Genomic DNA, 21,307 nt, shown 5'->3' on the forward strand with positions numbered 1-21,307 from the left:
GCCTCCGGCGCACCGCCCCCGTACTGCTGCTGCGGCTCGTCGAACCCCCGCTGCCGTCCGGCGAACTGCTGCCCGTCGTACTGCTGCCGGTGCTGCGGCTCCGCGAACGACTGGTCGCCGTACGCCTGCTGCTCGCCGTACGACTGGTCGCCGTACTGCTGCTGCTGGTACTGCTGGTCGTCGAACTGCTGCCCGCCGTACTGCTGGTAGTGCTGCTGGTCGCTCATCAGGCCACCACGGCCTTGCGCAGCTGCTGGAACGCCGTGTAGTTGGCGATCGCCTCGATGCGGCCCTCGGGGGCGGCGTCCACCGCCTGGGAGAGCGAGTCGACGACCTGGAACTGCAGGCCGGCGACCTCCAGACGGACCGCCAGGTCGAGCTTGCGCTGGCCCATCACGAAGATCGGGTGACCGGCCAGGCGCTCGTAGTCGACGTCCCACAGCCAGGAGGTGTCGGTGCCGTCGGCGTCCATCGCGTTCACCGACAGGATCACCGGCGCCGGCGGGCCGTCGATCAGCGAGAAGGTCTCCAGCCAGCCGGCCGGGTTCTTCGCCAGCAGCAGCCGGATGTCCCGGCCGCGGAACTGCACCACGTCGTAGCGGCCGGCCACCGCCGCCACCGCCTGCATGCGCTGAAGCGCGACCTGCGGGGCCACCCCGAACACCGCGGCGACCGCCGCCGAGCTGGTCGCGTTGGCCAGGTTGGCGCGGCCCGGCAGCTGGAGCTGGATCGGCCAGGCGCCGCGGTGCGGGTCGATCACGTGGGTGCCCTGCAGCGCCCAGTGCGGGTTCGGACGGCGGAAACCGCACTCGCCGCAGAACCAGTCGTCGCCCGGACGCTGCATCACACCGCCGCACGACGGGCACGACCAGGCGTCCTCCTTCCACGCCTGCCCGGCGGCCACCCAGACCACCTTCTTGCAGGACGAGGCGGCCCAGGTCACCAGCGGGTCGTCCGCGTTGGCGATGATCACGGCCTCGGTGTCCTTCAGGCCCTCGCGCCACTTCTCGGCCATCATCCGGGTCTCGGCGGCCCGGTCGAGCTGGTCACGGGAGAGGTTCAGCAGCGCTATCGCCTTCGGCCGGGTGTCCCGGGCGACCATCGGCAGGTACTTCTCGTCCACCTCGATGACGCCGAACCGGGCGTCCGTGCCGCCCGCCAGCGCCGCCGTGATACCGGCCGGCATGTTCGCGCCCAGCGCGTTGGAGACCACCGGTCCCGCCGCCCGCAGGGCCTCGGCGATCAGCCGGGTGGTGGTGGTCTTGCCGTTGGTGGCGCTGACCAGGACCACGTCCAGGTGCTCGGCGAGGGTCTTCAGCAGATCCGGGTCGAGCTTGAGCGCGACCTTGCCGCCGATCACCGACCCACTGCCGCGCCCGGCCTTCTGGGACAGCGCGGCCGCCATCTTGCCGGCCGTCACGGCGATCTTTGCGCGGGCGGGCAGCGAGGCGTCGCGCGCGGCTTCCGAATCGGTGCCTGGCATGCTCAGGGGTTCCTCCTTGCTGCGGCACCGCCCAGGTCGTTCGACGACCCACGGGCGGCATGGACGGACTCAGCCTACCGACTCCCGCCCGCACACTTGAGCAGGGGCGACATACCGGCCCGCGCCACACCCGGCCGGGGCGGCGCCGCGACGGGCCCGGAGGACGCGCCACCGGGCCCGACGGGCCGTCAGCGTGCCGCCCACGGCGCGGGCAGTTTCTCCGCCGCCTCCGACAGGTGCGCGGTGATCACCAGGGTGCCCTCCTCCACCTGGTAGTCCAGCGGCGCCGACAGCCGGCGCATGGTCGAGATCAGCCCGGTGTTCGCCGCCGTCGTCACCGCGTACACCGTGCCCACGCCCGCCTCCAGCGCCAGCGCCGCCATCCGCCGCACCAGGTCCACCCCCAGGCCGCGGCGCTGCCAGGCGTCCTCGACCAGCAGCGCGATCTCCGCGCCCTCGTCGTCCCACATCAGGTGCGCCAGCGCCACCAGCCGGCCCTGCGCGGTCTCCACCGCCAGGGTCTGCCCGTGCCGCGGGTCCAACAGGTGGTCCAGGTAGCGGTCGGCGTCCTTCACCGGCCCGTGGTAGCGCCGCCGCAGCGACTCCGGCGAGCACCGGGCGTGCATCGCCACCGCCGCGTCCTTGTCGGCCGGCGTGGCCCGGCGCACCGTCAGGTCGTCGCCCGCCGGGCGGCTGATCCGCGCCGCGACCTGCGGCACCCGCGGGCCCAGCAGGGTGTCCAGCTCCACCAGCGCCCGGGCCCGGGCGAACTCGGTCGGCGTGAACGGCAGGCTCGGCCGGGACAGCTCCAGCAGGTCCCCGTTCGGCAGCGGCAGCCGCATCACGTGCCCGTCCACGCCGGGCTGCGCCGCGGCGCCCCGCCCCGGGTACTGGCGGATCGCCGCCCGCCCGAACAACTGCCGCAGCGCGACCGGCAGCTCCGCCGCGTCCAGCGCGGTACGGGTCGCCAGCGCCAGCACCTGCCGGGGCACGTCCACCAGCTCGTGGGCGTCCGCCCGGTCCGACCAGATGTCCCGGCCGCCGCCCGCCGCGACCGCCGCCACCAGCTCGGCCCGGGCCAGCGAGGCCGGCGCGCGCACGATGAACTCGTCCACCGTGCAGTCGGGCAGCGGGTGCGCCTGCATCGAGACGATGTTCACCCGCCGCTCCGCCAACGCCGTGCACACCCGGGCCAGGCTGCCCGGCGCGTCCGCGACACTGGTCCGCAGCCGCCACAGCACGGTCGGCTCCTCGACGGTGCTCACCTCGGGCCCGCCCGGTGGTGCGAGGGCGTCCGGGCCGGGCGGGTGCCGGTGCGCCAGCCGGACGCGGAACAGCGTGGCGGCGAGCAGCGCCCCGGCGGAGGCGAACAGCAGCACCGGCCCGTCGTGGCCGTGCACGACGACGTTCGCGACCAGGTCGGCGGCCGCGACCGCCGCGAACACCGCCGCGAGCTCGACCGCCTCCCGGCGCCAGCGCTGCCGCTTCGTACCGAATCTGTGGGTGTACGCCGTGTCATCCATGCCTGAATGGTGGCGCTCCGCTGTTTCACGATCACGAACCCCCCGTGACCCGACGGTTAATGTCTGCGCGGCCCCCGTCGGATCGGCGCTGATCCGCTCCCGCGATCACTCTGACGTGCGGCCCCGGTCCAGGAGTTCCGCACCGGCCGATTTCACCTCGGCCAGCAGCAGCCGCAGATCCTCGTCCGTGGTCGCGGAGTTCAGCAGACACGCCCGCAGCATCTCCCGCCCGCGGTACACCGCGCCGGTCACGAACACCCGGCCGCGCTGCTGGACCGCCACCGGCAGAAGGGAGTTGAGCTGCTGTGTCGCCTCCTCGTCGAGGCCGGACGGGCGGTACCGGAACGCGACGATCGACGTCTCCACCGGCGCCAGCAGCTCCAACTCGGGGTCCTGCTCCACCCACGCGCCCAGCCGCCGGGCCTGCGCGGTGCAGTGCGCGACGTCCCGGGCCACCCCCGAGCGGCCGCGGTGCGCGATCGACGCCCACACCTTCAGCGAGCGGAACGGACGGGTCTGCTCGGTGCCGTACTCCGAGAACCAGCCCAGACCGCCCGCTTCCTCGTCCCGCAGGTACGACGGCACCAGGCTGAACGTGCCCCGCAACTCCGCCGCGTCCCGCACCAGCGCACAGCCGCAGTCGACCGGCACGCCCAGCCACTTGTGCGGATCCAGCGCGAGGGAGTCGGCGCGGTCGAGCCCCCGGTAGCGGTGCGCGATCTCCGGGTCCAGCACCCCGAACGCGCCGTACGCGCCGTCGACGTGGAACCACAGCCCTTCGCGGGCGGCCAGCTCGGCGATCGGCTCGAACGGGTCGACGGCGCCGGTGCCGACGGTTCCCGCGGACGCCACCACCAGGAAGGGGAGCCGGCCCGCGGCGCGGTCCTCGGCGATCGCCGCTTCGAGACTGTCCAGCCGCAGGTGGCCGTCCTCGTCGGCGGCCACCACCCGCAGGTGCTTCGACCCGAGCCCGAGCAGCTCCGCGGCCTTGCGCACACAGCTGTGCGCCTCGCCCGTGACGTACCCCACCAGCGGCGGCATCCCCGCGAGTCCGTCCTCCCGGACGTCCCACCCCGCGGTGCGCGCCGCGCGGCCGCGGGCCGCGGCCAGACAGACGATGGTCGCCATCGACGTGCCGGACGTCAGCAGACCGCCGCCGGGCGGGTGCGGGAAGCCCACCAGCTCCGCGATCCACCGCACCACCGCCCGCTCCAGATGGACGTCCGCGTGGTCGCCGCCCGCCGAGCTTGGGTTCATCGCCGACGCGGCCAGCGTCGCCAGCACACCCGCGGGCTGCGGCGCGGAGTTCACCCACCCGAAGAACCGGGGGCTTCCGTTGCCCATCGGATACGGCATGATCCGCGACTCGACTGCCGTCAGCAGCTCCTCGAAGCCCACCCCGTCCTCCGGCAGCTCCAGCTCCAGCAGCGCGGAGCGCTCCGCGGGGTCCATCGGCTGCCACACCGGGCGCGAGGGCAGCGCGTCGAGATAGTCCGCCACCAGCTGCGCGGCGGCCTGGGCGGCACTTCGGAAGTCGTCGTTCATGGGAGCGAATGCTAAGGGCGCGGGAGCGAGCAGGTGCGACACCGGGGGCGCGCAGTTCTCCCCCGGCCCGCCCGGGCCGGGGGAGAACTGCGCGAAGCGGAAGGCGCCCCTGGTCGCTTCTCAGTCCAGGGTGCTGGACAGGCCGCCCGCGGAGCGGCAGTAGCCCTGGATCTCCTTGTCGGTGATCTTGGCGCAGAGGCGTCCGGCCGCGCCGTTGTCGGTGTAGTTGACGGTGTAGTAGCTGACCAGGCCCTGGGCGCAGGCCTTGCGCTGCCAGGCGTCCTTGGCGGTGGCGCACTGCTGGGCGGCCCAGTCCTCGCGGTCCAGGTTGTACTTCATGGTGCGGGAGCCGACGCCGCGGGAGCAGTCGTTCTCGCCGCCGCTGGCCTGGGCGTTGAGGCACCACTGGAGGGCCTGGGCGAAGGACTCGGGGTGATTGGGGTAGTCGTGGGAGGAGAGGAAGTAGGTGGGGGCGTAGAAGAAGCAGGCGGACTGGTAGAGGGACGGCTGCTCGGGGCAGGGGTAGAGCGGTTCGGCGGCGAGCTTGTCCGCGGGGAGGTTCGCCTTGGCCTTCTCGTCCTCCTCGTCGGGGGCGAAGAGCTGCATGAAGACGCCCTCGGAGCAGGTGATGCGGCGGTTCTGGGAGGGGAACTTGTCGCACAGGGCGCGGGCGGAGGGGATGTCCTGCTTGGTGACGAACATGATGCCGTGGCCGACGCCGTGGATGCAGGGGCCGGTGTTGGCGGGGGCGCACAGGGTGAGGATGTCGTGCTGGGGGTCCTGGGAGTTGGCGAGCATCTCCTCGACCGCGCCGTGCAGGTAGCCGGCCGCGCAGGTCTCGTGCGGGAAGGAGATGACCTTCTGGAAGTCCTGGTGGTAGCGCTTCACCGCGGCGTGCCCGAGCTCGTGGGCGATGGGGTGGCAGAACCGCACGGTGTACGGCTTGGCCTTGGAGATCCTGTCGAGGTCGGCGAGGGCGACGCCGGGGTCGGTGGCGTCCATCTCGGACATCAGCTTGTTGCGCAGGGTGGAGCGGGTCCACACCGCCGGGTCGCCGGTGGGGGAGGGGGACGCGGAGCCGGGCGCGGCGGCGGTGCGGCCCGCCGGGTCGGCGGAGGTGGCGGCGGTGGCCGGTCTGGGCGTCCAGTCGGTGACCAGGACCGCCCCGAGGCCGAGGGCGGCCAGCAGGACGGCGGTGACGACGGCGAACACACGCGGTTGCATGACGGACGGTCCCCCTGTGATCGACACGGACAGTACGCGGCCCATCCTGCGGGGTGACCGCCGGAAACCGCCGGTCGGACACCGCCGACGGATGCAAGCGCCGGGCCACGATCACCCGTACACCGGCTGCGCACCGTCCTTCAACGACGGCCCCCCATCCCGGGCACGCCCCTGCTCACCCGTTCGGCCGTCGTTGAAGCACTACGCGCCGCGGCGGCCATCGGTTGCGCCCGGGGCCGCGGGGGAGTCGAGCCGGTGCGGCGCCGGGTCAGGGTGTCCGCAGGAAGCGGGCCAGGTCGTTGTCGGCGGTGGCGATGCCGTCGGCGAGCCCGGGGGCGGGGACGGCGGGCGGCGGGTCGAACAGGGTGATGTCGGCCCGGCCGTGGCGCGGGGACCAGGTGCCGCGGGCGAGTCCGTCGACCAGGACGGCGGCGTGGATCTGGCCGCCGCCGGGGCGGATCCGCTTCTCGTGGGCGGCCGGGACGGAGAGCGCCGAGGAGCGGTAGCCGACCAGGTAGTTGTCGTATCCGGGCAGCAGCCGCACGTCGGGGGCGGGCAGCGGGGCGAGGTCGAGTTCGTCGGCCCGGTCGGCGGGGAGCGCGCAGTCCTGCTCGCGGACCCGGACGTGGAGGAGTTCGCCGGACGCGTCGAGGGCCCGCCAGGCGCGTCGGGCGGCCGTGACGGGCAGGCCGGACCAGCCCGCGAAGTCCTCGGGTGCGGCCGGCCCGTAGGCCCGCAGGTAGCGGCGGGCCAGTTCGGTGACGGCGGTCTCCCCGATGGGCCCCTCGGGGGCGTCGGGCAGCCAGTCGGCGAGCAGGACGGCGGTGGCGGTGCCGTTCCGGGACGGGCCGTGGCAGATCAGGCCGCGCAGGGCCGTCCGGCGGATCAGGTGGAACGCCTCCTGGCCGCGCCTCGGGACACCGATCGCGGCCAGCCGGTCCGTCAGCTCCTCGCGGGTGGACGGGCCGTGGGCGGCCAGGGTGTCCGTGATCACCGCCTCCGCCCGGTCGCACAGGGCCTCGTCCAGGCCCAGCTCGCGGTGGCGGCGGGCGCTCAGGCGCAGGAAGCGCGGTCCGAGCAGGGCGAGCAGCCAGTGCAGGTCGGCGGTGGTGACGATGTGCAGGGTGCCGCGCAGGAACCAGCCCCGGACCAGGGTGCGGTCCTCCTCCAGGGCCAGCCGGACATCGGCGGCGGTGCCGCCCCGGGTCCTGACCCCGATGCCGACCGCGGCGGGCCGGGCGTCCTGGGCCTGGATGCCGACCACCCGTTCGACCGTCTCGGCGGCGGTGCGGAAGGTGACTCCGCCGCCGATGCCCTGCCCCCGGGTGCGCAGGGCCCGTACCTGATCGTCGTCCAGTGCGCGCATGCCCTCACGGTACCGAGCGGGCGGGCTCCCGCTCGCCGTCCTGCCCGATTTCGGGCAGGATCTTTGGCAAATGGACACTTCACGCCTAGGCTCACCGACCGTGCCTGTCTCACCACACCCTCATGAGGACCTGCTCGCCCATCTCGCCCGGACCACAGCGCTGGCCCCCGGGGAGGCGGCCCGGGTCGTCGCGGAGGTGCTGGCGTACTTCTCCGAGACCACGGAGGAGTACGTGCGCCGCCGTCACGGTGAGCTCCAGGCCAGGGGCCTGACCAACGATCGGATCTTCGCCCGGCTGGGCGCGGAGCTGGCCGCCCGCCGGGTGGCCGCGCCGGAGCTGTCGGTGCGTCAGCTGCGGCGGCTGGTCTACGGCTGACCGGCCGGAGCGGAGCAGGCCCCGAGTCCACCCGAAACCCTCGAACACCAGGAGTCCACGCCCATGTGCGGAATCGTGGCCTACATCGGCCCCAAGGACGCGTCCCCCTTCCTGCTGGAGGGCCTGCAGCGACTGGAGTACCGGGGATACGACTCGGCGGGCGTGGCGGTGGTCGCCCCCGCCACCAAGTCCGTCCCGGCGAAGTTGAAGGTGTGCAAGGTCAAGGGCCGGGTCGCGGACCTGGCGGCGGCGCTGCCGGCCCGGTTCAAGGGCGGGACCGGCATCGGCCACACCCGCTGGGCGACCCACGGCGTGCCGTCGGACGCGAACGCGCACCCGCACACCGACAACGAGGGCCGGATCGCGGTGGTGCACAACGGCATCATCGAGAACGCCGACGAGCTGCGCGCCAAGCTGGCCGCGGACGGCGCGGTGTTCCGCTCGGAGACCGACACCGAGGTGCTGGCCCACCTGATCGCCGCGCACCGCGCCGACGGCGGCGAGCTGGAGGACGCGGTGCGGGCCGCGCTGAAGCTGGTGGTCGGCACGTACGGCATCGCGGTGCTGGACGCCGAGCAGTCCGACCGGATCGTGGTGGCCCGCAACGGCAGCCCGATCGTGCTCGGCATCGGGGAGAAGGAGATGTTCGCCGCGTCCGACGTCTCCGCGCTGGTCCGCTACACCCGGCAGGTGGTGCACCTGGAGGACGGCGAGCTGGCGACGGTCCGCGCCGACGGCTTCCGGACGTTCACCGAGGACGCCCGGACCGTCACCCGGCAGCCGTCCACCGTCGACTGGGAAATCGGCTCGTACGACACCGGCGGCTACGCGCACTACCTGCTGAAGGAGATCCACGAGCAGCCCGGCGCCGTCGAGCGCACGCTGTCCGGCCGGCTCGACGAGCGGTTCTCCACCGCGCACCTGGGCGGGCTGAACCTGGACGCCCGGGAGCTGCGGGAGATCCGCCGGGTGAAGATCCTCGGCTGCGGCTCGGCGTACTACGCGGGCGAGATGGGCGCGCAGCTGATCGAGGAGCTGGCCCGGATCCCCGCGCACTCCGAGCCGGCCTCCGAGTTCCGCTACCGCAATCCGGTGATCGAGGCGGACACCCTGTACGTGGCGGTCAGCCAGTCCGGCGAGACCTACGACACGCTGGCGGCGGTGCAGGAGATCAAGCGCAAGGGCGGCCGGGTGCTGGGTGTGGTGAACACCGTCGGCTCGGCGATCGCCCGCGAGTGCGACGGCGGCATCTACCTGCACGCCGGCCCGGAGATCTCGGTCGCCTCCACCAAGGCGTTCACCTCCACCGTGGTGGCGTTCGCGCTGCTGGCGCTGCACTTCGGCCGGATCCACGACCTGTCGCCCGCCGACGGCCGGCGGATCGTCAATGCGCTGAAGGCGCTGCCGGAGCAGATCCGGGAGGTGCTCGGGCAGCAGGCGGAGATCGAGAAGCTCGCCGCCGAGTACGCCGAGAGCCAGGGCATGATGTTCGTCGGCCGGGTGCGCGGCTACCCCGTGGCCCGGGAGGGCGCGCAGAAGCTCAAGGAGATCTCCTACGTGCACGCCGAGGCGTACCCCGCCTCCGAGCTGAAGCACGGCCCGCTGGCGCTGATCAGCCCCGAACTGCCGACGGTGGCGCTGGTGCCGGACGACGAGCTGCTCGACAAGAACCTGACCACGCTCGGCGAGATCAAGGCCCGCTCCGGGCGGGTGCTGGCGATCGCCCACCGGCCCATCGAGGCGAAGCTGGCCGACCACTGCGTGGTGGTCCCGAAGAGCGAGCCGGAACTCGACCCGCTGCTGCTCAACATCCCGCTCCAGCTGCTGGCCTACCACGCCGCGGTGGCCCTCGGCCGGGACGTGGACAAGCCCCGCAACCTGGCCAAGAGCGTCACCGTGGAGTGACGGTGGACCTGGTTCCCCGCCGTCGGCTCACGGGCTGACTGCCTACGGGCCGACGGCTCACGGGCTGACGGCTCACGGGCTGACGGCGAGGACCAGGTAGGCGCCGAGGATCGCCAGGTGCACACCGCCCTGGAGCGGGGTGGCGCGCTTGGGGATGACGGTGAGGGTGCCGACCGCCACCGTCAACGCCAGCAGGATCATGTGATTGGCGCCGAGGCCGAGTTCGAGCGGCCCGCTCAGCCAGGTGGAGGCGATCGCGACGGCCGGAATGGTCAGGCCGATCGACGCCAGCGCCGAGCCGAGCGCCAGGTTGAGGCTGATCTGCACCTTGTTGCGGACGGCGGCCCGGACGGCGGCGATCGACTCCGGCAGCAGCACCATCAGCGCGATCACCACGCCGACCACCGCGTTCGGCAGCCCCGCCGACTCCACCCCGCGCTCGATGGTCGGGGACACGCCCTTGGCCAGGCCGACCACCGAGACCAGGGCGACGGACAGCATCGCCACGCTGACCAGCGTCATCTTCAGGGTCGGCGGGTCGGAGTGCTCGTCCATCGGGTCGACCACCTCGCCCGCCGGGGTGACCGGGAGGAAGTAGTCGCGGTGACGGACCGTCAGGGTGGAGACGAACAGCCCGTAGATGACGATCGAGGCGGTCGCCGCGAACGCCAGCTGGGTCGGCGAGAACTCCGGACCGGGCGTGGAGGTGGTGAACGTCGGCAGCACCAGGCTCAGCGTCGCCAGCGTGGCGATCGCGCCGAACGCCGCGCCGGTGCCCTCCGCGTTGAACACCGCCACCCGGTACTTCAGCGCGCCGACCAGGATGGACAGCCCGAGGATCCCGTTGCAGGTGATCATCACGGCGGCGAACACGGTGTCCCGGGCCAGGCCCGCGGTCTTGTCGCCGCCGCCCGCCATCAGCGTCACGATCAGCGCCACCTCGATGATGGTGACGGCGACCGCCAGCACCAGCGACCCGTACGGCTCGCCGACCCGATGGGCGATCAGCTCCGCGTGGTGCACGGCCGCCACCACCGACGCCGCCAGGAAGCACGCCACCAAGGTCACCACCGGCCACGGCATCTCGCGGTGCCAGGTCGCCAGGAGCAGCATGAACGCCATCACCGGGGCGACGGTGGTCCACTGCAGATAGAGCGGTCGGTTGGGAGAAGCCATACGGCCGAGCTTGGCAGATGGCACCCGCCCGGACCGGAAGTGACACTCGTGGCGGTGGTCACGATGAACGGTGACGAACGGTCAGGAGCGGAGCAATGGTCGGACGGCGAACGGTACTGGCAGCGGCCCTCGGACTCGCGGCGGGCTGCGCCCGCGCCCGCCCGGAACCGGCGGCTCCCGAGGCGGCCGATCCGTCCCCGCCGCCGTCCCCGTCCCCTTCCGTCACCGCGTCCGCCACCTCCGCGCCGCCGAGCCGCGAGGCGGTGCTCGCCCGGTACGCGGGGCAGCGGCCCACCCGGTGGGGGACCGACCTGCCCGGGGTGGTCGCCGAGGTTCCGGGCGGGGCGCTCGCGCTGACCTTCGACGCCTGCGGCGGGTCGGGCGGGAACGGCTACGACGCGGCGCTGATCGACACCCTGCGCCGGCACCGGGTGCCCGCCACGCTGTTCCTGAACGCCCGGTGGATCGACGCCAACCCCGGGCCGTTCGGCGAACTGGCCGCCGACCCGCTGTTCGAACTCGGCAACCACGGCACCGCGCACCGCCCGCTGTCCGTCACCGGCCGCTCGGCGTACGGCATCACCGGCACCGCGGACGCCGCGGCCGCCTACCAGGAGGTGGCGGACAACGCGGCGAAGCTGGCCGGGCTGCTCGGAAAGCCACCGCGCTGGTTCCGCTCCGGGACGGCGCACTACGACGAGGTCGCGGTCCGGATCGTCGGCGAACTCGGCGAGCGGGTGGCCGGGTTCGCGGTGAACGGCGACGCCGGGGCGACCTTCACCGCCGACCAGGTGGCGCGGACGGTGACCGCGGCCCCACCCGGAGCGGTGGTGATCAGCCACTTCAACCACCCCGACGCGGGCACCGGCCCCGGCTACGCGCAGGCGCTGCCCCGGCTGCTGGACGCGGGCCGCCGCTTCGTCCGGCTGTCGGACTGAAGGACTGAAGGACTGAAGGACTGACGGACGGGTGGGCGTATGGGCGGATCGTCAGACCGCGCCCGGGGCGTCGAGCTCGTCCAGTCGGTGCAGCAGGCCGTGCACCCCCCGAGCAGAGCAGTACCACCGGCGCCACCGCCGTCAGCGCGCAGGCCGCCCGGAGCGCGGTGCGGGTGCCCCACAGCGGGGCGGCGGTGCGAACCCCGCGTTGCCCAGCGCGAACAGCACCAGCCCCGGCCCGTCGGCCGCCGCCGCCGGCGGCATCAGCAGCGTCGGCGCCGCACCCACGACGGGGGACACCAGCAGCGCCCGGGCGCTGCCGAAGCGGGAGTTCAGCCACGGGGTGAGCGCCGCGACGAGCAGACTGCCCATGCCCTCGGTGGCCGTCCGCACACCCGCCACCCCAGGCGGCGACCAGGAATACCGGGGTCGGCGTCATCAGCGCGCCGCACGCGAAGTGCACCGAGGTCGCCATCGCCACGCACGGGCCCACCATCGGATGCGGGTGACGTACCGCCGGCCCTCGCCGATCTGCGCCGCCACCGAGGCCGCCGCCCGGGCGCGGGCCGAGCGGCGGCCGCTCGGGGCAGGGTGCGCAGCAGGGCCGCGGACAGCAGGTAGCCGACCGCGTCGGTGCCGTGCCCAGCGCGGTGGCCGCGCCCAGCACCGCACCAGCAGACCGGGTTCGCCGCCCACCACCAGGTCATCCCGTTCCCGCTCCTGTCCGACGCCGCGCTGCGCCTGACCGGCGCGCTGCGTTCGCCGCCCACCTGCCGGGCCGGCGGCGCCGAACGGCTCAAGCGCCTCCCCCTCCTGATCGACGCCACCCGCGCGGTGCGCAGCGTGCTGTACCCCGTCCCCGACCCGGGCGGCTCGGTGCAGGACGCACTGGCGCTCATCGATGTTGTGGGGAGTGGGAGTTGACGGCGGTTCGGCGGGCCCGGTCGTACAGCAGGACGGAGGCGACGGCGGCCAGCGCGCACCAGGTGGAGACGAACGCCAGCCGCCACAGCAGGCCGCAGGCGAGCGCGCCCACGCCGAGCACCACGCCGAGGCCGCGCAGCCGGCGGTCGCCCGAGCAGAGCAACGCGCCCACGGTGGCGGCCAGGTAGCCCGCCAGCAACAGGCCGGCGGCCGGGACGCCGATGGCGTAGTCGAGGGTGTGGCCGTGCGGGTGCGCCGTCACCGGGTGCCGGGCGAGCGCAAGGGCCAGCGGGACGGCGACGGCCGCGCCCAGCGCGGTGAACCACGCCGCCGAGCGGCGGCCGGTCGCGCACCACACCGCCGCCGGCACGTACACCGGCAGCAGCGGCAGTGCGATCACCGCCCACGCCGTGCGGGCCCACGCCCAGCCCGACCACCCGCCCGCCTCCACCAGCTGGTGCACGCCCAGCAGCAACGGCAGTGCGGCCAGCGGTAGTTGACGCCCCGGTCCGGCGCGCAGCACTGCCGCGACCCCGACCGCCGTGACGGCGCTGCCGACGAGCAGATCGGCCTCGGCGCTCCAGCACACCCCGCCAGCGTACTGAGCGGACCCCGCGATCAGTACGACTGAAGCTCGATCAGCGTGCCCTGCGGGTCGCGCAGATGGGCGCTGCGCAGCGTCGGCCCCCACTCGGGGCGGTCGGTCGGCGCCAGCACGGGCGTCGCGCCGTGGGCCAGGCAGAGCGCGTACGCGGCGTCCACGTCCGCGACCCGGCAGACGAACATGCCGGTGTCGGCCGGGGGAGCGTCCGCCGGCGCCGGGGCGGTGCCGAGGGTGGCGGCCATCGCCGCCCGGTCGAACAGCACCAGCACGGCCTGCTCGGCCACGTCCCAGTGCGCGTACGGCCCGGCGGCCGTGCCCTTGACCAGGTGCGCGCCGAGCAGCGGGGGCAGGACGGCGTCGTAGAAGGCGAAGCAGGCGGCGAACTCGGCGACCAGCAGGCGGGGATGGAGCGCGTCCACGGGCAATCCCTCCGGAGCGAATCGTGGGTCTGGACCCACTATAGGGCGACCCCTACCATGTTCGACATGGCCGATCCGAACGAAACCCCGCCAGCACTGCTGGAGTTGACGACCTATCTGCTCTCCAGGGTCGGCAAGGACGCCCGCAACCGCCTCGCCGAACTCCTCGCCGCCGACGGACTGCGCCTCCACCACCACGCGGCCCTCGCGGCCCTCGCCGACTTCGGCCCGCACACCCAGCGCGACCTCGCCACCCGCCTGCGCCTCGACCCCAGCGACCTAGCCAAGGCCGCCGACCAACTCGCCGCCGCCGGCTGGCTCGACCGCACCCGCGATCCCGCCGACCGCCGCCGCCTCACCCTCACGCTGACCCCCGCCGGTGCCGCCCGGTTCGCCGAACTCGACGCCCTGGCCCGCGACGTCCAGGACACCGTCCTCGCCCCACTGACCGCCGCCGAACGCGCCACCCTGCACGGCCTGTTGCTGCGCGTGCACGGCTGAGGGGCGGAGTTCGGCGCCGCCGTCGCCCCGGTGGGCGGGCGCGCAGGCGCGCGGTCAGCGACGGCGGCCGAGTGCCCGCCGCGGCCGGCGCACCACGACGCGGCCGAACTGCTTCTCGCCGACCAGCTCCACCCGCAGCGTGGTCGGCGCCGCGGCGTCCGACGCCCGGTTCCTGACCCTGCTGTGCTGCAGCATCAGGCCGTCGGTGTCGACCACCGTGTCCGGCCCGACGATCAGTGTCAGGGTCTTGCCGCGCATGTCCACGTCGATCTGCAGGGTGTCCTGGGTGATCACCGCCTCGGTGAGGTCGAGCGTCACCGCGCACCACTCCACGTCGAGCACCAGCCGACGCGGCACCACCCAGCGGCCCGTCCGCTTGACCGGTCTCCACTTCTGCTCGATCCGGAGGACCTCCTTGGCCTCGGCCACCACCCCGTCGGCAGCGAACGAGACGGCCGGCAGGTCGACGGTGAGCTCGGCCAGTTCACGAACCGTCCGCGCGGAGAGGGCGACCTCCAGGCGCTGGTCCAGCTCCTCCGCGGTCAGCCGTCCGTCACCCGCCGCCACCCGCAGGACATCGGCCACCCGATCCCGATCCGCATGCGAAGCCCGCATCTCGGGCTGCGAGTTGAGGCCAGAGGGCTTCTCGGCGGGCGCGATCTCTCCCGGCATACTTCCCGTCCTGAGTTTGACGTAGGTCTCCCCGCAGTGGGGCGGGCGACGGGAACTTACGATATATCGCGATAGGTGTTCCCGCCAGGGTCGGGTTCGCCAACGGCCGGGTGCGGGACGCGAAGAGCGACACGACGACCTGCGCGGCACGTCCGAGCTCAGAAGAAGTTGAACCGGACGGCATTGGGGAGGACGGAACCCCAGGACATGCCGGTCTTGGGCGGAAGCGTGTCCAGGGCGGGCCCGCTGCAGTCGGTGTTCTCGTAGACGGTCGCCGAGGCGTTCGTCTCGTTGTCCGCACCGGTCACCGGGAGGCCGAAGCTGATGCACTCACCGCTCGGCGGGTCGACCAGAGTGTGGTCCTCCCCGTCGATGTCGGTGTAGGTGAATTCGCCGGTGGCGGCGTTGGCGCTGGTGGCGATTCCGATGACGAGTGTGAGCGCGGTGCAGGCGGCAAGAGCGAATCGGCCGGCGTTCTTCGCAGCAGTCATGGGGCGTCCCGTCGCTTTCGAATGGGGTGAGCCACCAGGATTCAGTCCGCTCGGGGCCTCGGCGCAGTCGGCGAGCGCCGGTGGTGTGGTCCAGCGCGGCGAGCAGGTGAATTTTCCGGCTGCGGGCCGTCGGTCGTGGGTGGTGAGCCGTGGGTCGTCGCGGATCCGGACGGGAGTCAGACCCGCAGCATCCGGTAGACGCAGGTCCGGTAGGGCATCTCGACACTGTCGCGGCCGGCCAGGGCCGGGTCGGTGGCGGCCAGCTCGCCGACCTCCCGGTCCAGGCGGGCCCGCTCGGCGGCGTCGGCGGTCAGGTAGTACGAGCGGGACCGCACCAGGTCGACCAGCCGGTCCGTCGGGACGGTCACCGTGTGCTCGGTCAGGACGAGTTCGGGTGCGGTGAACCACGGCGTCACCGGCCCGTACTGCCAGGCGCTCTCCAGGCCGTACCCCTCGGTGCCGATGACGCCGGAGAGCGCGGCCACCCACGGGGTCCGATCGTCGCGGACGTTCCACATCGGGGCGAAGACGCCGTCCTTGCGCAGCACCCGGTGGATCTGCGGCAGCGCGTCCTGCGGAGTGAACCAGTGGTACGCCTGCCCGACCACGACGGCGTCCACGGACCCGTCCGGCAGCGGGATGTCCTCGGCGCTGCCGGCGAGCACCTGCGTGCCCGGGTGGCGTTCGGCGGCCACGACGCGCATCTGCGCGTCGGGCTCGACCGCGATCACCTCGTGGCCGGCGGCGCGCAGCACCCGGGTCAGCAGCCCGGTGCCGGCGCCCAGGTCCAGGACGCGGACCGGCTCGCTGCCGATGGCCCGGGCGACCGCCTGCGCCGGGTAGGCGGGCCGGATCGAGTCGTAGAGGCGCGCGGCGGAACCGAAGGACAGCGCAGAGGTCGACATGCCTGCGAGCGTAACCGGATCCGGGCCGCCGGTCCGGGAGTTCCGGCAGCCGCGGTCGGCGGAGCGTGCCTGCGGATGCTGCCGGTCCGAACGGCTCGGCGCAGGGCCGGAGTCGGGCGGGACGGTGCTGCGGCGCGCCCGGTGGGGTGACGGGGCGTCAAGGGGTCTCGAAGTCGTGGATCTTGTCGGCCGCGGACCAGAGTTGCCGTCCGGCGGTGTCGAAGGCGGTGAGGTCGGTGGCCGTGCCGGGGGTGGTGGCGTAGGCGAAGAAGGACCTGCCGCCGTGCGGGGCGGTGAGGGGTACGGGGCGCGGCGGAGTGGCGGTGAGGCGGGCGACGGTGGGGGCGGCCGCGCCGTAGAGGAGCAGGACACGGGGGTCGAGGGCGTCCAGGGCGACGTTGACGGGGGCCTGGACGGAGACAGGCGGTTCACAGCCCTGGCCGGCGGGACGGTTGTCGACGGTGGCCCGGGTGCAGAGCTCGCCCGCCACGGAGACCAGGTCGACCCGCCAGCGGACTCCGTCCTGGGTGCCCTCGGCGATCAGCGCGACCTGGGTGACGGAGGCCGACACGTCGACGGTCGGCGGCGCCGGGCGGCGGGTCGGGGCGCAGGCGGCGAGCAGGGCCGCCAGGCAGGACAGGACGACGAGGACGCGCCGGGACGTCACGGGATCTCCTCCGGGCTGTGCGGCGGACGGCCGGCCCCGGCCCGGGGAGGGCCGGGGCCGACCGTCGGGGACTACACGGTGTAGGCCCCCGCACAGGGGGCGGACGCGCTGTGGCCGCCGTTGTCCCTGCCGTACCAGCGCAGGTAGTACGAGGAGCCGGTGTCGACGCCGATGCCGCGCGGGTCGGTGTGGCCCCGGCCGTCCGCGCCGTAGCTGTAGCTGGAGAACACCTTGGTGCTGTTGTGGGTCCGGACGAGTTGGACGTAGAAGCTGCGGGCGGCACCGCCGGTGCAGCCCTTTCCGCCGATCCTGATGGTGCCCGAGGTGGGGACGAAGTCCTTGCTGGCGTGGTAGGAACCGCTGCCGAAGGACTGGGAGAAGGCACCGGCCGGGGCCGCTGCGAGGGTGAGGACGCCGGTGGCGGCCGCCGTCACTGCGGCGACGCGGGTGACAGAACGCCAACGAATTGCCATGCGACCGACGGTAGGAGCGCGGCGGTCGGTCGACAACGAATTGAACCGCGATTCACCGGAACAGGGGACGCGGCGATTGTTTGTTCGTGCCGCAACTCCGCGCCTGCGGCGCGGAGTTCGGCGTCAACATGCGCGTCCGATCAGGCGGTGATCACCTGGAGGACCGGCGGGTACGCGGCGTTCTCCCGGCTGTTGAGGTTCACCGCCAGCCCGACCCGTCCGGCCGGCTGACCGACCGTCAGGGTCAGCGCCGGATCGGCGGTGACGGCCGCGGTGACGTCCAGGGCCACCCAGTCGGCGGCGGTGGAGATCCGGCCGGTGCCGAGCGCGGCGGCCGGGGCCGGGCAGCGGTTCCAGGTCGCGGCGGTCTCCTGCCAGGCGCCGGGCGCGGTGGCGAACGCCTGGAGGTCCGTCTCGGTGCCGCCCGAGTCCGCGACCGCGCCGCGCACCCAGAGCACCGCGCGCCGCACCGTCCCCGTCAACTGCGAGGTGTCGAAGGCCAGGAGCGCCCGCCGCGAGAAGCCGGACCCGGTGGTGTCGGTGTTCTTCACCGTCAGCACGGTCGCCGTCCCGTAGTTGGCGTCGCCGTACGAGCCGTCCCGGACGTAGGTGTCCTGCACGGGGGCGAGCAGCACGGCGGTCGCGGCCGCCGGCGCGCCCGAGGTGCGCAGCGTCACAGTGCGCCCGGCGCCCTGCGTGCCGCCGAGCTCCGCCAGCAGCTGCACGGAGGATCCGGTGGCCAGGACCGTGACGCCCGTGGCCGGGTCCGCCGAGACGTAGCCCGGGCGGTCCACCGTCACCCGCACCGTGGCGGCCGTGCGGGACGGGTCGGCCACCGAGACGCTGAGCGTGCCGCCCGACTCCCGGACCAGCACCGAGCACGGCGCCGAGACGGTGATCGGACCGGCGCTGCCCGGGGCGAAGAAGTTCGCCGCCGTCACACCCGAGGCGGAGTCCGAAATCGCCTGCACGGACGACGAGTTGGCGAGGATCGTGACCGTCGGGGCGGCCGCCCGGGCCGCCGTGGCGGCGGCGTCCGCGCCCGGCAGCAGCAGGTACGCGTACCCGGCGTTCGACGGGGCGGCGCCGTGGTCGAACCAGAGCGTCAGGTAGCGACGGGTCAACGCCTCGGACGTGCCGCCGGAGTTGATGTCGTGCCAACTGCCCGTCCGCGCCTCGCGCTTGGCCTGCACCGTCGTGCCGCCCGGGAACACGTAGCCGCCGAAGCCGGCGATCGCCATCGACTTCGCGCCCGTGAACTGCTGCGACCAGCCGAGCGTGGCCGGCTGCGCCACCCCGTCCACCGTGAACGCGTGGGTGCCGGACGCGCCCAGGTTGCGGTTCTCCACCACCGTCTCCACCGGGACGCCGTCGGTGCAGCTGATGCCCGCGCCCAGGCAGACCACCGAATCGTCCAGCAGGAACCAGGACTTCCAGCCCGACAGCGTCGACGACAGCCCGCGCACCGCCTGGCCGACCGCCGCGTACGTGCCGTCGCTCGCCCCGCCCGCCCACACGGCGTCCGGCCGGGCCGCGCCCCACGCGCCGCCCGCCGCGTCCGCCAGCTTCTTCGTGGAGACGGTCGTCCCCGGCAGCCGGTACGGGTCGACGGTCGGCCAGAACGCGTCCGCGTACTGGCCGTTGCCCGTGGTCGCGTTCCACCACGCCAGCAGACCGTTGTTGGTGTGCCAGCCGCGCACGTTCTCGCCGTTGCCGGTCTCGTAGAACGTGGTGCGCGCCGAGCACATCGACAGCGACACCGCCCAGCCCGGACGGCGCACCACCGCCCGGTCCATCGCGAACACCCGCGCCCCCACCGGCTCCGCCGACGCCGCCACCGCGCCGTCGCCCATCAGCGCCTGCGCCCGCGCCAACTCCGGGACGTCGACGGCCGCGTCCGAGAGGTACGGCCGGTAGTAGTCACGGCCGATCCAGCCCTTCACCGCCGCCCGCCACCGCGCGGACTGCACCGCCGGCGCGGCGCCCGAGTCCGCCAACCGCAGGATGTGCCCGATGATCGTGTGCCCGCGGCCGTGGTCGTCCTGCTGAAGGTGCAGCAGGTCCGAGGACTGCAGACCCCGACTGCTCGCCCGGCCCACCACCGAGTCCATCACCAGGCCGTTGAACAGGAACGGTGCGTACGCCGAGTCCACCGCGTCGAACACGTTCTGCCGCTGCGGATCCGTCACCTCCCACGACGACCCCGCCAGCAGCGCGAACAGCCGGCTCAGCCCGCTCAGCAGCACCTCCCCGTACGAGCCCGTGTACGGCACCCAGGTGTGCTGCACGAACGACCCGTCCGGGTACAGCCCGTCCCCCGTCAGCACGTACGGGAACACCGGTGACAGCGCCGCCGACGCCGTCGCCAGCTTCGCCGCGCTCTTCCCGACCACCCCGCGCAGCGCCAGGACCCGGCAGAGGTCGACCCGGTTCGCCCCCGTGCTCGTCCCCGAGTACGCGGCCACCCTGGAGTCCGGGACGGCGTGGTCCACGGCCGCGCAGTAGGTGCTCACCTGAGTGGCCGTCAACTGCGGCAGCACCAGCACGCAGGTGTCCAGCAGCGCCTGCGGCGAACCGATCTGCCAGTCCCACCAGTTGTCGTACGCCGTCGCCGTCGCGGTGTACGCGGAGGCGCACAGCCGGTCCAGGCCGGTCGTGATGGCCGCGGCCAGCGTCGCGTCGCCCGTCAGCCCCGTGCCCGGCTGCGCCCACGCCAGCGCCATGGTGCGCAGCCGCACGAAACTGCCGGTGATGTTCGCCGAGACCGACCCCAGCGGCAGGTCCGGCCAGAGCGACCCCGCCGTCGGAGCCATCGCCTGCTGCTGCGCCCGGGCCCGATCCCCGAGCGCCCGCAACGCGGAGCCGAACGGCTCGGCGGCCGGATCGAACCCGGTGCCGGTCAGCAGCGCCAGCCACCGCAGGCGGAGCGTCTCGTAGGGATCGGCGGTCGCGGCACCGGCTGCGGTGGCGGTGGCGCCGGTGACGGCGAGGGCGAGAGCACCGGCGGTGCCGGCCTGGAGCAGGGTGCGACGGGACAGGGCAGGCAGGGACACGACGCCTCCGTGAGGGGGGTGGGAAAGCGCTTTCCGGGAGCCGACGGTAAGCGCTTTCCGGTCGGGGCGTCAACGGTTCGGCGCGGCATTCGGTAAGCGCTTTCCACTGCGCTTTCGACTGCACTGTCCACCGCGCTGTCCACCGCTCCCGCGTGCAGGTTTGCGACAGCGGCGGCCCGCGCGGCCGCGGTCGGCATGGGTGGCGCAGGGGCGGCCGGGGTCGCATGGTGGTGGGCGGGGGAGCCGGGGGAAGGGTGCCCGGGGCGGAGCGAGTCGGGGGATCTGACCCTGCGTCAGCTGCGGCTCGGATAGGGTGCGTTCGGATTTTCGGGATCGGCCCGAGGCGGTACGGACGGGGACGGAGCAGCAATGCGGATCGGAATCATCGGTACCGGTACGGTCGGGCAGACTCTCGGCAGCAAGCTGGTCGCGCTCGGCCACGACGTCACGCTCGGGTCGCGCAGCAAGGGCAACGCCGCCGCCACCGACTGGGCGGAGCGCAGCGGCCCGGGCGGCCGGGCCGGGACGTTCGCGGAGGCGGCCGAGTTCGGCGAGCTGGTGATCGTCGCCACCGGCGGCACCGTCGCGCCCGCCGCCGTGGAGCTCGCCGGTGCGGAGAACCTGGCCGGGAAGGTCGTGCTGGACCTCTCGAACCCGCTGGTGTTCTCGCCGACCGGGGAGCTGACGCTCGACCCCGTCAACACCGACAGCGTGGGCGAGCAGCTGCAGCGCGCGCTGCCCGGGAGCCGGGTGGTGAAGGCGCTCAACACCGTGACCGTCACCGTGATGGTGGACCCCGACCGGATCCCGGGCGAGCACCAGCTGTTCGTGGCCGGCGAGGACGCCGCCGCCAAGGCGCAGGTCACGGCGCTGCTGGGCGAGTTCGGGTGGCCCGCGGAGCGGGTGCTCGACCTCGGCGGGATCGACGCGGCCCGCGGGATGGAGATGCTGATGCCGTTCTGGATGCGGCTGATGCGGCACTACGGCCACGCCGACTTCAACTACTCGATCCGCACCGCGAACTGAACCGCACCCGCGAGCCGGAGCCGCACCGCGCGCCGG

21 protein-coding genes are annotated in these 21,307 nt (G+C 73.7%); 6 read left to right on the forward strand and 15 right to left on the reverse strand.

Translation table 11 applies throughout. From position 1 onward, the window contains the following. Nucleotides 1-226: 226 nt before the first annotated feature. From CG736_RS08380 to CG736_RS08400, 5 genes are all read right to left on the reverse strand, one after another. A complete protein-coding gene (locus CG736_RS08380) occupies nucleotides 227-1,483 on the reverse strand; it encodes a MurT ligase domain-containing protein (RefSeq protein ID WP_043907891.1) in 1,257 nt (418 codons plus the stop codon). A gap of 188 nt (nucleotides 1,484-1,671) precedes the next feature. Next, nucleotides 1,672-3,006, reverse strand: coding sequence for a GNAT family N-acetyltransferase (locus CG736_RS08385; protein WP_100585512.1), 1,335 nt, complete (start codon nucleotides 3,004-3,006; stop codon nucleotides 1,672-1,674). A 105-nt stretch (nucleotides 3,007-3,111) separates the two neighbouring features. Beyond that, a complete protein-coding gene (locus CG736_RS08390; protein WP_100585513.1) occupies nucleotides 3,112-4,551 on the reverse strand; it encodes an aminotransferase class V-fold PLP-dependent enzyme in 1,440 nt (479 codons plus the stop codon). Nucleotides 4,552-4,671: 120 nt separating this feature from the next. After that, nucleotides 4,672-5,775: a hypothetical protein gene (locus tag CG736_RS08395; protein WP_100585514.1), complete on the reverse strand. Its 1,104-nt coding sequence runs from the start codon at nucleotides 5,773-5,775 to the stop codon at nucleotides 4,672-4,674. A gap of 268 nt (nucleotides 5,776-6,043) precedes the next feature. Continuing rightward, a complete protein-coding gene (locus CG736_RS08400) occupies nucleotides 6,044-7,141 on the reverse strand; it encodes a winged helix DNA-binding domain-containing protein (RefSeq protein WP_100585515.1) in 1,098 nt (365 codons plus the stop codon). 70 nt (nucleotides 7,142-7,211) lie between these two features. Between CG736_RS08400 and CG736_RS08405 the strand changes: the two genes are divergently transcribed. Together CG736_RS08405 and glmS are read left to right on the forward strand one after the other, a co-directional pair. Further along, nucleotides 7,212-7,517 carry a hypothetical protein gene (locus CG736_RS08405; RefSeq protein WP_043907886.1) on the forward strand — a complete coding sequence of 102 codons (306 nt, stop codon included), beginning with the start codon at nucleotides 7,212-7,214 and terminating at the stop codon, nucleotides 7,515-7,517. A gap of 63 nt (nucleotides 7,518-7,580) precedes the next feature. Next, on the forward strand, nucleotides 7,581-9,422 hold the full coding sequence (glmS, locus tag CG736_RS08410) for a glutamine--fructose-6-phosphate transaminase (isomerizing) (protein WP_100585516.1): 1,842 nt from the start codon (nucleotides 7,581-7,583) through the stop codon (nucleotides 9,420-9,422). A gap of 72 nt (nucleotides 9,423-9,494) precedes the next feature. On the opposite strand, the gene CG736_RS08415 is transcribed toward glmS, so the two are convergent. Then, nucleotides 9,495-10,598, reverse strand: coding sequence for a calcium:proton antiporter (locus tag CG736_RS08415; RefSeq protein ID WP_100585517.1), 1,104 nt, complete (start codon nucleotides 10,596-10,598; stop codon nucleotides 9,495-9,497). Nucleotides 10,599-10,693: 95 nt separating this feature from the next. Between CG736_RS08415 and CG736_RS08420 the strand changes: the two genes are divergently transcribed. Continuing rightward, the gene (locus CG736_RS08420; protein ID WP_100585518.1) at nucleotides 10,694-11,536 is read left to right on the forward strand and encodes a polysaccharide deacetylase family protein; all 843 of its coding nucleotides are present in this window, start codon (nucleotides 10,694-10,696) and stop codon (nucleotides 11,534-11,536) included. Between the two features lie 141 nt (nucleotides 11,537-11,677). Here CG736_RS08420 and CG736_RS08425 read toward each other — a convergent pair whose 3' ends face one another. Next, a complete protein-coding gene (locus CG736_RS08425) occupies nucleotides 11,678-11,929 on the reverse strand; it encodes a hypothetical protein (protein WP_100585519.1) in 252 nt (83 codons plus the stop codon). Between the two features lie 240 nt (nucleotides 11,930-12,169). Here CG736_RS08425 and CG736_RS08430 point away from each other — a divergent pair, with 240 nt between their 5' ends. Next, nucleotides 12,170-12,460 (forward strand): hypothetical protein, encoded by a 291-nt coding sequence (locus CG736_RS08430; RefSeq protein ID WP_198520399.1) that lies wholly within the window; start codon nucleotides 12,170-12,172, stop codon nucleotides 12,458-12,460. Here the strand turns inward: CG736_RS08430 and CG736_RS08435 are convergent. Together CG736_RS08435 and CG736_RS08440 are read right to left on the reverse strand one after the other, a co-directional pair. Further along, complete coding sequence (locus CG736_RS08435) at nucleotides 12,432-13,049, reverse strand: DUF6629 family protein (RefSeq protein WP_100585520.1); 618 nt, start codon at nucleotides 13,047-13,049, stop codon at nucleotides 12,432-12,434. The genes CG736_RS08430 and CG736_RS08435 overlap by 29 nt on opposite strands. A 29-nt stretch (nucleotides 13,050-13,078) precedes the next feature. Further along, nucleotides 13,079-13,483: a VOC family protein gene (locus tag CG736_RS08440; protein ID WP_100585521.1), complete on the reverse strand. Its 405-nt coding sequence runs from the start codon at nucleotides 13,481-13,483 to the stop codon at nucleotides 13,079-13,081. 66 nt (nucleotides 13,484-13,549) lie between these two features. On the opposite strand from CG736_RS08440, the gene CG736_RS08445 reads away from it, so the two are divergent. Then, a complete protein-coding gene (locus CG736_RS08445) occupies nucleotides 13,550-13,984 on the forward strand; it encodes a MarR family winged helix-turn-helix transcriptional regulator (protein WP_100585642.1) in 435 nt (144 codons plus the stop codon). Between the two features lie 54 nt (nucleotides 13,985-14,038). Here the strand turns inward: CG736_RS08445 and CG736_RS08450 are convergent, their stop codons facing one another. The 6 genes from CG736_RS08450 to CG736_RS38540 form a co-directional block, all read right to left on the reverse strand. After that, nucleotides 14,039-14,656, reverse strand: coding sequence for a DUF1707 domain-containing protein (locus tag CG736_RS08450; protein WP_198520400.1), 618 nt, complete (start codon nucleotides 14,654-14,656; stop codon nucleotides 14,039-14,041). Nucleotides 14,657-14,814: 158 nt separating this feature from the next. Then, nucleotides 14,815-15,147, reverse strand: coding sequence for a hypothetical protein (locus tag CG736_RS08455; RefSeq protein ID WP_100585522.1), 333 nt, complete (start codon nucleotides 15,145-15,147; stop codon nucleotides 14,815-14,817). 176 nt (nucleotides 15,148-15,323) lie between these two features. Then, entirely contained in the window at nucleotides 15,324-16,052 is a 729-nt protein-coding gene (locus tag CG736_RS08460) for a class I SAM-dependent methyltransferase (protein WP_100585523.1), read from the reverse strand. A 157-nt stretch (nucleotides 16,053-16,209) separates the two neighbouring features. Beyond that, complete coding sequence (locus CG736_RS08465; RefSeq protein WP_100585524.1) at nucleotides 16,210-16,719, reverse strand: hypothetical protein; 510 nt, start codon at nucleotides 16,717-16,719, stop codon at nucleotides 16,210-16,212. 71 nt (nucleotides 16,720-16,790) lie between these two features. After that, a complete protein-coding gene (locus CG736_RS08470) occupies nucleotides 16,791-17,192 on the reverse strand; it encodes a hypothetical protein (RefSeq protein WP_157815479.1) in 402 nt (133 codons plus the stop codon). Nucleotides 17,193-17,332: 140 nt separating this feature from the next. Then, nucleotides 17,333-20,245, reverse strand: coding sequence for a polysaccharide lyase family 8 super-sandwich domain-containing protein (locus CG736_RS38540; RefSeq protein ID WP_100585526.1), 2,913 nt, complete (start codon nucleotides 20,243-20,245; stop codon nucleotides 17,333-17,335). A gap of 369 nt (nucleotides 20,246-20,614) precedes the next feature. Here CG736_RS38540 and CG736_RS08480 point away from each other — a divergent pair, with 369 nt between their 5' ends. Beyond that, nucleotides 20,615-21,271 carry an NADPH-dependent F420 reductase gene (locus CG736_RS08480; protein WP_100585527.1) on the forward strand — a complete coding sequence of 219 codons (657 nt, stop codon included), beginning with the start codon at nucleotides 20,615-20,617 and terminating at the stop codon, nucleotides 21,269-21,271. The last annotated feature ends 36 nt before the right edge of the window (nucleotides 21,272-21,307 follow it).

The organism is Kitasatospora sp. CB02891 (assembly GCF_002803145.1).
GTDB classification, from domain to species: domain Bacteria; phylum Actinomycetota; class Actinomycetes; order Streptomycetales; family Streptomycetaceae; genus Kitasatospora; species Kitasatospora griseola.